Below are 13,711 nucleotides of genomic sequence, written 5' to 3'. Positions count from 1 at the left end.
AGGAAAAAGGAAAGTGTCAGGAACCTCTCCTTTTCCTATTATCTTTTAAACCATTTATATTTTTTGCATTTTCTCTTTTGTTAAAATTTTATTAGTATCCCATGCGCCTAATAAGTACATTACCCCTAACGCACGATCATATAACCCATATCCCGGCCTGCAAACTTCATCCCAAATATGTCTCCCATGATCAGGTCGAACATATCCAACGAAACCGTTTTCATATAACCCATTTACAATTTCAGTAATAGGTACAGACCCATCCTCCGCACGATGAGAAGTTTCTATAAAACTACCATCTTCAAAGTGCTTTACATTTCTAATATGCGCAAAAGGAATTCTATTAGTGAATGTTTTCGCAATATCAACTAAGTCATTACTTGGATTTGCTCCAAGTGAGCCAGAGCAAAAAGTTAAACAGTTTGCTGGACTGTCTACGCTAGTTAAAATCCGTTCGATATCTTCTTTATTTTTGACAATCCGCGGCAACCCAAAGATAGAAAAAGGCGGATCATCCGGATGAATAGCCATTTTAATTCCACATTGCTCTGCAACAGGAGTAATTTCTTCTAGAAAGTATACCAGATTATCGAACAAATCCACTTCAGATACATCTTTATATAAAGAAAATAAGTGCTGTAAATCTTTTAGTCTCTCTGGCTCCCATCCAGGCAGCGTTAACTCTTTTGTATTTTCTTCCATATTTTTCACTACTTGCTCAGGTGTAAGAGAAATGACTTTTGCAGCATCAAAATACAACGCCGTACTGCCATCTTCTGTTTCTTTAAATAAATCTGTACGCAGCCAATCAAAGACAGGCATAAAGTTATAACATACTACTTTTACGCCAAATTGACTAAGATTCTTTAATGTTTCTTTATATGCATCAATATATTGCTGTCTTGAATTTAATCCTAGTTTTATATCCTCGTGAATATTAACGCTTTCAACAACATCTGTATGAAATCCATACTGCTTCGCCTGATTTACTACTTCCGCAATACGCTCCACCGGCCAGACTTCTCCAACAGGTACATCATGCAGAGCCCACACTATCCCTTTAACCCCTGGAATTTGGCGTATTTGTTTTAAAGTGATGGTGTCATTCCCTTCTCCATACCATCGAAACGTCATTTGCATATTTTGTTTTCCTCCTTTGTCGCACCATCATACTTTTTCCATTAGTATTGCTGCGGATAAAAATATTCAGGAAACTCTTGTAATAAAACGCCTTTTTCAGAAAGCATTAATCTCATATGGTCAGACATTAATTGTTCTGCTTTTGTCCGATTTCCACCTAAGATTGCTTCATAAATTTCTTTATGATGACTAATTAATATTTCCCAGTCTAAATCCTTTATGTCTTTTAATCTTAATAAGCGAAATCTATTCAAATGGCCAGCCATATCCTGAATCATTTTCCAAGTACGCTCTTTGCCACAGCAAATAAAAAGTTCCTTATGAAAATTTTCATCCAAATCGAAGAATTTTTCCTTTTCCTGTTTTCCTACTTCATTACTTGCCAGCATTTCTTGCATCTTTAAGTTCATTTCTAACTTCAGGGAAATTTCATCAGTCATATTCTCACAGCATAAACCAACGATATTTGTCTCAATTATCTCACGAACAAAGCGCGCTTCTTCGGCAAGGCTAAGGTTAATTAGAGAGACAAATGTACCACTCTGCGGAACAATCGTTAATAACTCCTCTTGCGCTAATCTTATAAATGCTTCTCTAATAGGTGTTCTACTAACCTGCAATTCATCTGACATAATTTTTTCACTGATTTTTGTACCAGGTATAAGCTTTAATTTTAAAATTTCATCTTTTAATTGGTTATAAGCAAATACTTTCGCACTATTATTTGACATGAGGGACCCTCTTCTCCTTTTTATATTTTTTTAGTATATAAAAAGGAGGGTTAAATGTCATTCATTTTCAATAATTTCAATAATCGCCTCCTTTAAAACATATTAATATACTAATATGGTAGTTAAGTACATTATAACTTCATTTCTTTTGGAATACAATTCAAAAATAGTACTAAAATGTGACAATTCCATTAACAGCTTTTGCAATATATTTATACTTTTATTAGAATTAATGAACTATTATGTGAATTATTAAATATTATTGATATAGAATGAAATGCTAAAACAGAACCGGAGAGAGGAAACAATACGATGAAAAAAGTAAACAGAAGTATTTATAAAAATTTCTTTTTTAATATTGAAAAAGAAGAAGCATGATTAAATAAAATGTGTATAAAAGAGTATGCGCTTAAAGAAATTTCCAAACGATTTTATTTATTGGAAGACTACATTCCTGGTAATTTTATTTACAGAATCGCATTTCTAAAAGAGAGTACGCCAAAAAATAATAATCTAGCATTAAATGTGGAACATATCGCATCAGCCAACAGATGGCACTATTTTCGAAAAGATGCTGCCTTAGGAAAGTTCGTTATATATTCAGATATTGATTCCCAAATGGAACATTATCAAAGAATTAACTTTATCTGGTATATTCTAGCCATAATTTTTCTTTATTCCGGCCTCCAAGTCATTTTTCTAAGAGACAAACCAGTATTTAATATCCTATTAAATACTGGTTTCATTGTTATAGGAATTCTCTTCCTTATTATTGGATTTCCTCTTACTAAAAAAATTTATATTCTAAAAAGGAACAAGAAATTACCGCTTTAATTAGAAATAACCTATTTTATATGTTATTGCGTCTATTTGACCTGCCTTTGTTGGCCTTTTGGGTATGAGTACTCCGAGCTAACTTTTGGTTTTCCAGCTAAAACTGGCAGGTTTCCAATGCCAAATTAATGCTTTTCAGCGAAACTTCTGATTTATCAGCCAAAACTTCACTCTTTTCAGCCAAACTTCTGATTTATCAGCCAAAACTTCACTCTTTTCAGCCAAACTTCTGATTTATCAGCCAAAAACTCACTCTTTTCAGCCAAACTTCCGATTTATCAGCCAAAACTTCACTCTTTTCAGCCAAACTTCCGATTTATCAGCCAAAAACTCACTCTTTTCAGCCAAACTTCCGATTTATCAGCCAAACTTCCGATTTATCAGCCAAAAACTCACTCTTTTCAGCCAAACTTCTGATTTATCAGCCAAAACTTCACTCTTTTCAGCCAAACCCACAAGCTGCATAGAACGCTGCTCCACTAATGACTCTTTATAAATTCTTCACCGCTTTCTCCATTTCCGTTTCACCAGAGACTAAATCAAATAATTTATTAAACACATTTTTTTCTTTTATAGAAGCCATTATTGTCGCTGCTACATCTTCTCTTGGGATCACTCCTTTTTCTAGATTCTCAGCAGCTGCAACCAAACCAGTACCAGCATCATTTGTTAATCTGCCCGGACGAATAATGGTATAGGTTAATCCACTTTCCATAAGAATGCGATCAGCATAGTGTTTTGCTACATAATATGGCTTAATTTGTTCATTCCAGTTTTCTCGACGATGCGCCTGCAACGCACTAACCATTACAAACCGTTCTACCCCTGCATTCTTTGTTGCCTCCATCATTTTCACAGCACCATCAAGATCAATCAATAATGTTTTATCATATCCCGTTTTCCCACCTGAACCTGCTGTGAATACGACGGCATCACAACCTTTCACTGCAGACTCTAGCTGTTCCACCGTTTCTTCCAAATTACCTAATGCAGTTTCTATTCCGACTTTGTCAAAAGCTTTCTGCTGATCTGACGTTCTTACCAATGCTCTAACAGAAAACTCATTACTTTCGTGTAATAATGTCACAAGCTGTTTACCTATTTGCCCGTTTGCTCCAACAACTAATACTTTCACAGCACTGACTCCTTTCTAATCCATTTTCTACTATTATTTCATCCAATTGTTTCTTTTTCAAATAATACAAAAGAACATGTTGATTCTTATAATAGGGAAACCAAATATGATAGAATGGATAAATGACTAAAATGAGTGTGAACACAGAGCTCTAAGGCTAATCAAACATCCATCATTTACTTTCAAAGTAACTTAGGAGTGTAACTTAAAATGAATAAAAAAGATATCGCAAACATCCGAAAACAATTCAAAATGAATAATGATCTACTTAGAATAACAGATATGTTTAATGTTTATGTCATGAAAGAATCGAGTGATATATTCCATTATCAAAGTCAGCCTTTTGGGATGCTTGATCAAGATCAACAAGAGTTATTTTTACATAACTTCAAGAAATTACTTGCCGGTAATTTGGATGAAAAGCTGTTTGAATTAAGGTTTCATAGAGAGGCAGAAAATAATAGCCAACTTATCCTACATAAAGGATTACTTAGCTCAGAAGTAGAGGATTGGAAAGAGCAAATGCTTCAGATTGTGGACAAGTTGCTTAATAGCAGACAATATGAAAAAGACATTGTCATCACATTCATTCGCGGAGAATATTTAAAGCCGAAGAAACGGCGCAGTGAAGAATCCGAAGAAAGCGAACGAGATACGGTTTTCTCCCATCCTTTCATTTTATGCAGCATCAATAATACACAAGAGCCTAAGAAAGAATTACTTTTTGACTATGTAGAGAAAGAGTTTAAATACAATATTGTGGTTGATCCCATTATAAATCTTAATGCGCCAATGGGCGGATTTCTTTTCCCTAGCTTCACAGATAATGCAGCAGATGTTAACCATATTCTCTATGCTGCCGGCAAAATCCATGAGCCAGATTACCAATTTATCGAGGAAGTTCTCAACGGCGAGGAAATGATGACTGCTCAAGATGATAAAATTGTGTTTGAGGAAATCATTAAAGATGTGACTGGAGATCAATTGAGCACTTCTACTCTTTCGAATGTATACGAGGAAATTAACCGAATGATTGTCGAAAATGAAGAAGAAGAGGTTCCAAAATTAGACTCCAAAGACGTGGAACAAGTCTTAAAGATGAGCGGAGTAGAGGACATTAGTCCAGAAAAAGTCGAGTTTGCTTTCAAAAAAATTATTGATGATGATAAATATGAATTAAAAGCAAGTAATATCTTGCCAAAATTCACATCAAAATCGATTAAGATCAGCACCAAGATTGCTAACATTGCCATCAGCCCTCCTGACTTAAGATATGTGAAGCAAATCGAATTTAGCGGCAAACGCTACTTGATGATTGAAGTCGAAGAAGACACCGTAATCGAAGGATTTACAATGATTCCCGAAGCCTTCGGCGGAAGTCCAGAAGAAGACTAAAATTCAAAGAGAGAGTGGGACATAAATATTTCAACCAAATCTAACCCCCGAACAATAAAAAAATTCGTATAATTGTTTGGGTTTTTTATTTATTTTAAGAACGAAGGATTGTGGTAATCACCCGCAGCCTGAATACACTTCGCTTTCCATGGGGCGAGCGCCAAGCCTCCTCGTTCCTGCGGGGTCTTGGACTTTCTCGCAGCTCCCATAGGAGTCTACGTGTATTCAGTCTGCTCCATTTAGTTTCTTTTGAAAAAAATACTGGAACGATTTGGATTCACCACTAAATTAGAGATTGTTCGTCTTTATCCATTATTTATTTTGTTTTGTCCCACCCTCGATAAATCTAACTTACTGCTCTAGTCGCCACTAACTCCTTTATTGACTAAGTTGTTTACTTTTATGGTTTTCGCGAATAATCCTGTATAAATAAGAATAGTCCCCATCATTACAATGAAGCCAATGTAGACAGACATCATTGTTGGAATTAAGAATGCCCCGATAATAATACTAGCTCTTGCAATTAAATCTGCTCCACTAAATGATAGGTTGGAAAAAGCAGAGTATGATCCACGTTTATCGCTTGGAATCATATTTGCCTGCTCTGCATTTCGAATCGGTGAATAAATTAATTCGCCCATCGTTGCTATCAAATTAAATAAAACGAGCATATACCACGTATTCGCCGAAGTAACAGTCACATATCCAATTCCATATATAATAAGACCTGTTATTAAAGCATTCTTTTTATTCATCTTATCTGTGAACCGATTAATAATGAAAGTAAAGCAGACTACGAGCAGCATATTTTCTATATTTAATATACTTAGCATTCGTACCCCAACAATTTCAAAACTCCCAATCCGAACTGCTTCAAAAGTTTCAGCAAGGCGAATCCCAATATAACTATTTAATGAAAATTCAGCTGCAAAAATAAAGGTGGAGCCTGTAACCACTTTTACAAAGGCTGTATCTTTAAATGCCACTTTATAATTGCTGATTAAGTCAACCAAGACATTCTTGTGCTTTTTCTGTAACTGATCTGTGAACTTGTCCTGCAGCCAAACCCCGTAGGCAATTGGAATCAATGTAGATGTGCAAGTCAGCATGATGAATAATTCTTTCTGATGATTCAAATATAAAAGTCCTCCAAGTGCTGCCCCAATAGCCATCGATAAATTAATCAGCCAGTAATCGAGCGCATAAATAGCTTTTCGATTTTCTGGTGTTGTGGAATCAATAATAATCGCATGCATTGCTGGTCGCCCTAGACTGCTTGTGATAATAAATCCAACGTATGCCAAAGCAAACAATACAATTATTTTATTGGTCGGAAATAGACTGATCGTCATGATTAAAAAGAAGAATGCATTCAGCCAGGATGTTATCATTAAAACCTTTTTTCTCGGAAAGCGATCAGAAATATATCCTCCAACTAAATTGATCAAAAATCCGATAACCACAGTAGTGATCAAAAATAAGCCCGCCCAAATTTTGTTTAATTCCTGTGCAAAGAATAAAGCCATAAATGGCATAACTGCTGATGATACCGCCCGATTAAAGAAAGAGGTAATCATCCTAACTTTGATATTTCGCGGTAATTCCTTCCATTTCATGTTGTCTCCCCCTTGTTATTACTGTATATTAAACTAGACGAATAATTCTAAAAATAGACAATTAACAAAACAATGTCCCCTTTTAGGAGGAAAAAGAATGGATAACAAATTACTTACACTTTGGAGATATTATCCTTCTGGCAGTATTCGAATGGAGGAAATTTCTGAAACCTTGCAATTGAGCTCGAAACAAACAACACGTTATTTAAAAAAATGGATGGAGGAAGGCTGGCTATCATTTACACCCGGACGAGGACGCGGAAACATCTCAACTTTGTTATGGAAAAAAGAGGTAGAAACTTCTTACGAGGAAGAAGTTTTAAAGCGATTTGATCTGGAACCAGTAGAACAAACAAGCAAATACTTAATGTATGATTGGTCCACAAACAGTAAAATGAGATTAATGAATAAATTTCACACAAAACTTGGCTTTGTCCAAGAGTCAAATGATAAATTAATCGTACCAAAAAGATATCCTTTCCATTCCGTCCATCCGCTTGAGGCTGGAGATGTCTTCAGTGCGCATTTAGTGGCAAATGTGTTTAATCGGCTTGTCACTCATACAGAAGATGGGAAAGTATTACCTGAAATTGCCCATAGTTGGGATAGCACCCCTTCTAAATTAAGACTCTATCTAAAAAAAGACATTAAATTTCATGACGGTTCTGTTCTGACAGCAAATGATGTGGCCGAATGTCTTGACAAGCTTCGGGCACATGCTTATTACAAAGATTTATGGACACCTGTCGAAAGAATTGAAGTAAAGTCTCCACTTATACTCGATATTCTCCATCCCAATGGATGCAGCTATATCCTTCCTATGCTTAGTATGATGTGTGCAAGCATCTATAGAGAGACGAATGAAAAACTATTGGGCACTGGTTACTTCATCCTGCAACAAAACAGTGATAAGCAGACAACTTTAACTGCTTTTCAAGATCATTTTCGAGAAAGACCATTAATTGATGTAGTAGAATTCATTCAAGTGCCTGAGGATTTTAAAGGAATCTATCATTCTCCTATGGAGGAGAATACCTCTTCCTCCTTCGAAGTAGAAAGCGACTCGGGGTTTGGTATTATCGTAATGAACTCCTGTAGAGATTTTGCTATTAGACAGAAGAAAGTAAGAGATTACCTTCATTGGATTATCGCTAAAAACCGTCATACTATTGGTAACCTAAGTCCAAGACTAATACCGAATGATAAGAGTATAATAGTCGGCCAAAATCAACAGCTGACTATTTCTGAAGTAGAACGGCCAGTATTTTCTAAACCAATTGTGATAAGAGGTGCCAGACATACTGCTAATACTACACAATGGCTTGCAGAAATATTCGCAAAAGAAAATATCCCTACAGATATCCAATGGTTTTCCTTTGCTGATATATTAACAAAGCATCCTGAGACATTAAACGTAGATCTTTTCGTACATGGAGAAGTTTTTGAATTCAATCAAGATTTTTCCTTTTACCACTTTTTAATGAATGGGTTTTCCCCACTTTCCCAAATGATAGCAAATAATGAAACACTTACAAACTTAATGGGTAAATATAAGGAAACACCATTTGAACAATGGACAGCTTTAAATCTAGAAATCGAAAAAGAATTGATTAATCAATCGATTATGATTCCCCTTTATTATCAAAAGCGGTATATTCCATTTTCAACCGATATAAGCAATATTAAAATTAGCCATTTTGGCTATGTAGATTTTTCAAAAGTGTGGGTTCGTCCGAAGGAATGAGTGGTATAGGAAAGAGACATTCTCAGGATTTTTTTATGCATCGTTTTATTAACTAAGCAAAAACAGCACATAGAGTTCCAGGAGATAAGGCAATATAAAAAGAGAAACTACTGGACTCTATGGAAAGGAACTAAACAGATGAAGATTCGCTTTGGCTATGTGGCTAATGCACTAGGATTATGGGATGCAAGTCCTTCAAAGGCTTTAACCTTCTTTCGATATTCAGCACTCCCTAAACAGGAAGCCACAGAAAAGTTACTAGCTGTTACAGCTCAAAATTTAAAAAATACAAAAAGAATTCTCTACTATAATGCTGCCAATGAAATTCCATTGTACCGCTTATCCAGTTCGTTAGTGCCCTTAGCAACGCATCCAGATGTAGACTGGGATTTCATAACTCCTTTTCAAGAACAGTGGAGAGAACTTGGCCAATTAGTTAAACAATTTAAGCTGCGGGTTAGCTTTCACCCCAACCAATTTACGCTTTTTACTAGCCCTAGGGAAGAAGTAACCATAAATGCAATAAAAGATATGACCTTCCATTATAAAATGCTAGAAGCTATGGACGCCCTTGATACCAGTCTTATTAATATTCATATTGGCGGAGCCTATGGTGATAAAGATACTTCTTTGCAGAGATTCCAGCAAAACATCCAGCAACTTCCTTTGGCAATTAAGAACCAGATGACCCTTGAAAATGATGATAAAACATATAATGTGAGAGAAACACTGATAACCTGTGAGCAGGAAAACATTCCCATGATTCTTGATTATCATCACCATATGGCCAATAAAGAAGATATTGACTTAGCTCTTTATTTGGAGCGCATTTTTAAAACGTGGAAAAATCGTAGAATGGTTCCTAAAGTTCATATTTCCTCCCCGAAATCCACTCTGGCCTTCCGTTCTCATGCTGACTTTGTCTCATTTGATTTTGTACTTCCCTTTTTAAAAATGGCTAAAAATCTTAATCAAGATTTCGACGTTATGATAGAAGCAAAACAAAAAAATCTGGCTATGTTTAAGCTTATCGAGGACATTGCCTCTATTAGAGGAGTAAAGAGGGTTTCTGGTGGAACAATAGAATGGTAAGTGTTTCTCTACATTTTAATACAAACGAGGAGGTGTAATGGATGACGATTGTTCGACTTGGATATGTCGCAATGAGCATGATAGTAAAAAATGCATCTCCTTCAAAGACGATGAAACTAGGGATTCCACTTGTGTTTGATTATCATCATCATCTCGCCCATCATCATAATCCCAATTGGGAAGATAACTGGAGTCGTATTCTTCAAACATGGAGTACATCTCCATTACCAATTAAATGCACATTTCCAGTCCCAAGGATGAAAAGCACTTCCGTCATCATGCCGATTATATTGATATAGATATGTTTTTCAATTTCCTAAACCTAATAAAAGGAAGCATTCCTGTTATCGATTGCATGATAGAAGCTAAAAAGAAGGATGAGGCCCTTTTTAAGTTAATAGAAGAAGTGAGCATTAGAAACGATGTAGAAATGATTGATGGCTCTTCTTTCCGTCTTAAGTAAAGGAAAGAAGAGCCTAAAATAATTCATTAATTGCCTAGTGTTAACTCTTGTGCAGGTTCGCCATTCCTATTTAAAATTCGAATAACGTCAGGCTGCACTTGAAGGAACACATAATTTGGATCCATTGGGCCTTCAAACCATTGTTGAAATGACTCGTTCCAAAACTGCTTTTTTAATGTTTCAGAATTATTAATAGAGCAAGTTCCAGCTATTTCAACATAAGAATCGCTTTATCCCTTTTCTTCATAGCCTAACAATACAGAAACATGAGGTTTTTTTTCTATCTCATCCATCTTTTCTGTATCCATTTGAGTGGGCGAGTACAAAGTTAAATCTTCATGGTAGAATGTCATATACCGGGAATGGGGTTTATTATTTTCCACAGATGAAAATACTCCTGTTCGATGACCTGAAATAATGTTAATAACTTGTTTCTTTAAATTTTGATTTGCCATATTCTGTTTTGCTCCTATAATTACTGTTATTTTTCAGCTATTAATGTTCTAAACGATTCAATTCCTGAATGCATTCTTGTACAAGGGTAACTCCTTGGCTCATGGTCGCTCCCCCGCCAAATGCAGCAGTTACGCCTACTGCTTCTAAAATTTCCTGTTCGGAACACCCTTGATCTAAGCAGCCCTTTGTATGATAGATAATACAATACTCATCCTGAGCATGAAGGCTAATTCCTAAAGCAATTAATTGCTTTTGTTTTTGTGTTAAGGCACCTTCCTCAAAGCAGGCTTCTGTAAAAGCATTATATCTACTTGCAAACTCAGGCATTTTTTGTGTAAAATCCCCTATCCCCTTTTTAAACGATAACAGGGTAGATTCTATTGAATTGCTAGTTTCCATTTCCAAACATTCCTTTTTTTTGATTAAGCTTTACATCAAACTTATTATAAGTAACTTCAGACGATTTAATTATCCTTATTCATTTCCCATAACTTCCAGAAAAAGTGATACATAATTAGTGATTAGGAAGAGGAAAATTGCATTATATTCAATATAGAAGGTGAGTGAATGGAACTGTATAACGAAAATCATGCCTATCAAGCTGGAGACATCGTCTATGTTTTTTACCGAAACCCGCATACCCAAGATGTAGCGAATATCCAAGCAGCCGCTGTTGTAAAAAATCCAGACGATTCTAATGAATTATCTTTATTTCTATACGAAAATTACTACCCTCTCTCAAATGAAGTTGCTGTATATGCTACAGAAGCAGAAGCTCAAGAAGCCTACTATTATTACTATGGAGATGTTTCAGAAGGAGATTGGAATGATTAAACCCTTCACTCCAAAGCTTGTCTATTTTGAACCGGAAGCATTAGAGTATCCATTAGGGAAAGAACTGCTGGAGAAATTCAAGAAGATGGATATAGAGATTCGCTATACCACTTCCCATAATCAAGTTAGAAATCTTCCTGGCGACAATGATTTTCAACGTTACCGAGTGGCAAAGTCAACGCTTGTTGTCGGCATTCGCAAAACACTCAAATTTGATACATCTAAGCCCTCTGCCGAATATGCCATACCTTTTGCTACCGGCTGTATGGGACATTGTCATTATTGCTATTTGCAAACAACGATGGGAAGCAAGCCATACATCCGCACCTATGTAAATGTCGAGGAAATTTTAGAAGCTGCCGATAACTATATGAAAGAACGTGCTCCAGAATTTACACGTTTCGAAGCATCCTGTACATCTGATATCGTTGGGATTGATCATTTAACCCACACGCTTAAACGTGCCATTGAACACTTCGGGGAATCAGAGTACGGCAAACTGCGATTTGTCACAAAATTCCATCATGTTGACCACTTGCTTGATGCAAAGCACAATGGAAAACCCGCTTTCGCTTTAGTGTCAATGCAGATTACGTCATCAAAAACTTCGAGCCCGGGACTTCTCCTTTGGAAAAGAGAATAGAGGCTGCTGGAAAAGTCGCAAGAGCTGGATATCCCCTTGGATTTATTGTGGCACCAATTTATCTTCATGAAGGCTGGGAAGAAGGATACTTTCATATGTTCGAACGACTAGACGCTGAATTGCCTGCCGAAGCAAAAAAAGATTTAACATTCGAGTTTATCCAGCACCGTTTTACTAAGCCAGCCAAAAGAGTCATTCAAAAAAATTATCCGATGACAAAATTAGAGCTGGATGAAGAAAAACGAAGGTATAAATGGGGAAAATATGGGATTGGAAAATATATTTATCAAAAAGAGGAAGAAGAAGATATTAAAGATCATCTTCATTCCTATATGAAAAAATTCTTTCCTGATGCTAAACTAGAATATTTCACGTGAACAAAAAAGAAAAGAGGCTGGGACATAAGTATTCCAGCCAAGGATAATTCCGAACAATTATACGAAGATGCTAATGAATGTTCCGTATAATTGTTCGGGCTTTTATTTGTTTTTCAAAGGATGTTTCCATGAAGTTTGGTGCGATTCCCCGCAGCCGGAATACACTTCGCTTTCCATGGGGCTCGCGCTGAGCCGCTTCGGCCTGTGGCCTGCAGGGTCTCAGACTGTCTCGCTAATCCCATAGGAGTCTTCGTGTATTCCGGCTGCTCTGTTTTTCCAACTAATTATATTTCCTCTTGTAAAAAGTATGCGAAAGCAGCCGCTATTTACTAGCTATATTAGAAATTGTTCGTCTTTACAGAGTATCTATTTAGTTATGTCCCATCCTCTTTTTCTCTTTTCTATTTCTTGTTTCCATCAAGGTTTTAACACTGCAAATTCATTACACCATGCTAATTCTTGAGTGTATGCCATCTCCACACTTCCAATCGGAAAAGGATTTCGAGATTGTGGTCCATGAAAATCACTTCCTCCAGAAATAAAGAGATTATAATCTTTTGCTATTCTGCACCAATCGTTTTGTTCCTCCTCGGAATGTTTGGAGTGATATACTTCAATACCGTCCAAGCCTGAAACGATTAGCTGCTTCAGATTAACATCCTGCTTATAAATTCCAGGATGAGCTAGAAACGCTAGACCACCAGCTTCATGGATTAGCTTAATCGCATCCTCTGCCGAAAAGCTACCTCTTTCTTCAAAGCCTGGCTTTCCCTTTTTCAATAATTCTTCATATGCCTGTTTACTACTTTGAAAATAACCTGCTGCAACTAGTTCATCTGCAATATGTGTGCGAACAAGTACACCTTTCCCTACACGGTCAAGGCAATTGTTAAAAGAAATGTTAAACCCAAGTATATTCAATTTGGCTGCAATTCTTTTCCCCCATTGTATACGATCCTCTACTCTCCAAGAGATATGTTCTCTTAATTTTGGATGCTGGGGGTCAAATCGGTAACCTAAAATATGCAATTCTCCTAATGGGCCATCCGTATTAAGTTCAATACCTGAAATAATTTTCAAATCACTTTCGCAATAGGCTACAGCTTCTTCATATCCTGCCAACACATCATGATCTGTAATCGAAATAATTTTTAGTCCCTTTTTCATGCTATCTTCTACTATTTCTCTGGGAGACCAACTACCATCAGAATATTCAGAGTGAATATGCAAATCAATCATTCTTTTCCCCCT

Annotated in this window: 13 protein-coding genes and 2 pseudogenes; 7 read left to right on the top strand and 8 right to left on the bottom strand. The window is 36.2% G+C overall.

Features of this window, described 5'->3' with window-relative positions; genetic code table 11:
• Positions 1-54 precede the first annotated feature (54 nt).
• Positions 55-1,140 (bottom strand): mannonate dehydratase, encoded by a 1,086-nt coding sequence (gene uxuA, locus NKG37_RS09030; protein ID WP_254416118.1) that lies wholly within the window; start codon positions 1,138-1,140, stop codon positions 55-57.
• Between the two features lie 41 nt (positions 1,141-1,181).
• Positions 1,182-1,871: a GntR family transcriptional regulator gene (locus NKG37_RS09025; RefSeq protein WP_047943372.1), complete on the bottom strand. Its 690-nt coding sequence runs from the start codon at positions 1,869-1,871 to the stop codon at positions 1,182-1,184.
• Between the two features lie 387 nt (positions 1,872-2,258).
• On the opposite strand from NKG37_RS09025, the gene NKG37_RS09020 reads away from it, so the two are divergent.
• Positions 2,259-2,705: a DUF2812 domain-containing protein gene (locus NKG37_RS09020; protein WP_254416117.1), complete on the top strand. Its 447-nt coding sequence runs from the start codon at positions 2,259-2,261 to the stop codon at positions 2,703-2,705.
• Between the two features lie 490 nt (positions 2,706-3,195).
• Here the strand turns inward: NKG37_RS09020 and NKG37_RS09015 are convergent, their stop codons facing one another.
• Entirely contained in the window at positions 3,196-3,840 is a 645-nt protein-coding gene (locus tag NKG37_RS09015) for an SDR family oxidoreductase (protein WP_016203997.1), read from the bottom strand.
• 210 nt (positions 3,841-4,050) lie between these two features.
• Here NKG37_RS09015 and NKG37_RS09010 point away from each other — a divergent pair, with 210 nt between their 5' ends.
• Positions 4,051-5,235, top strand: a complete 1,185-nt coding sequence (locus NKG37_RS09010) for a DUF4317 domain-containing protein (protein WP_016203998.1) — start codon at positions 4,051-4,053, stop codon at positions 5,233-5,235.
• 359 nt (positions 5,236-5,594) lie between these two features.
• Here NKG37_RS09010 and NKG37_RS09005 read toward each other — a convergent pair whose 3' ends face one another.
• Positions 5,595-6,851, bottom strand: a complete 1,257-nt coding sequence (locus NKG37_RS09005) for an MDR family MFS transporter (protein WP_016203999.1) — start codon at positions 6,849-6,851, stop codon at positions 5,595-5,597.
• 97 nt (positions 6,852-6,948) lie between these two features.
• On the opposite strand from NKG37_RS09005, the gene NKG37_RS09000 reads away from it, so the two are divergent.
• The 3 genes and pseudogenes from NKG37_RS09000 to NKG37_RS08990 all read left to right on the top strand — a co-directional run.
• On the top strand, positions 6,949-8,595 hold the full coding sequence (locus NKG37_RS09000) for an ABC transporter substrate-binding protein (protein ID WP_016204000.1): 1,647 nt from the start codon (positions 6,949-6,951) through the stop codon (positions 8,593-8,595).
• A 138-nt stretch (positions 8,596-8,733) separates the two neighbouring features.
• Positions 8,734-9,687 (top strand): UV DNA damage repair endonuclease UvsE, encoded by a 954-nt coding sequence (gene uvsE / locus NKG37_RS08995; RefSeq protein WP_016204001.1) that lies wholly within the window; start codon positions 8,734-8,736, stop codon positions 9,685-9,687.
• Between the two features lie 113 nt (positions 9,688-9,800).
• Positions 9,801-10,150 (top strand): annotated as a pseudogene (locus tag NKG37_RS08990) (UV damage endonuclease UvsE); the annotation flags it as partial.
• A gap of 26 nt (positions 10,151-10,176) precedes the next feature.
• On the opposite strand, the gene NKG37_RS08985 reads toward NKG37_RS08990, so the two are convergent.
• Genes NKG37_RS08985 through NKG37_RS08975 form a run of 3 tightly spaced genes read right to left on the bottom strand, consistent with a single transcriptional unit; the run spans position 10,177 to position 11,011 of the window.
• Complete coding sequence (locus NKG37_RS08985; RefSeq protein WP_254416387.1) at positions 10,177-10,344, bottom strand: pyridoxamine 5'-phosphate oxidase family protein; 168 nt, start codon at positions 10,342-10,344, stop codon at positions 10,177-10,179.
• Between the two features lie 36 nt (positions 10,345-10,380).
• Entirely contained in the window at positions 10,381-10,605 is a 225-nt protein-coding gene (locus NKG37_RS08980) for a pyridoxamine 5'-phosphate oxidase family protein (protein WP_254416116.1), read from the bottom strand.
• A 40-nt stretch (positions 10,606-10,645) separates the two neighbouring features.
• Positions 10,646-11,011: a carboxymuconolactone decarboxylase family protein gene (locus NKG37_RS08975; protein ID WP_275068814.1), complete on the bottom strand. Its 366-nt coding sequence runs from the start codon at positions 11,009-11,011 to the stop codon at positions 10,646-10,648.
• A 162-nt stretch (positions 11,012-11,173) separates the two neighbouring features.
• On the opposite strand from NKG37_RS08975, the gene NKG37_RS08970 reads away from it, so the two are divergent.
• Positions 11,174-11,440: a transcriptional regulator SplA domain-containing protein gene (locus tag NKG37_RS08970; RefSeq protein ID WP_254416115.1), complete on the top strand. Its 267-nt coding sequence runs from the start codon at positions 11,174-11,176 to the stop codon at positions 11,438-11,440.
• Positions 11,433-12,460: pseudogene (gene splB, locus NKG37_RS08965) on the top strand (spore photoproduct lyase). The gene NKG37_RS08970 and the pseudogene splB overlap by 8 nt, the downstream one beginning before the upstream one ends.
• Before the next feature lie 417 nt (positions 12,461-12,877).
• Here the strand turns inward: splB and NKG37_RS08960 are convergent.
• Positions 12,878-13,699: a PHP domain-containing protein gene (locus tag NKG37_RS08960; RefSeq protein ID WP_016204008.1), complete on the bottom strand. Its 822-nt coding sequence runs from the start codon at positions 13,697-13,699 to the stop codon at positions 12,878-12,880.
• Between the last annotated feature and the right edge of the window lie 12 nt (positions 13,700-13,711).

This window comes from Niallia sp. RD1, assembly GCF_024219955.1.
GTDB classification, from domain to species: domain Bacteria; phylum Bacillota; class Bacilli; order Bacillales; family Cytobacillaceae; genus Niallia; species Niallia alba.
Note: the sequence above shows the minus strand (reverse complement) of the source record. Positions and strands in the feature narration are given on the sequence as shown.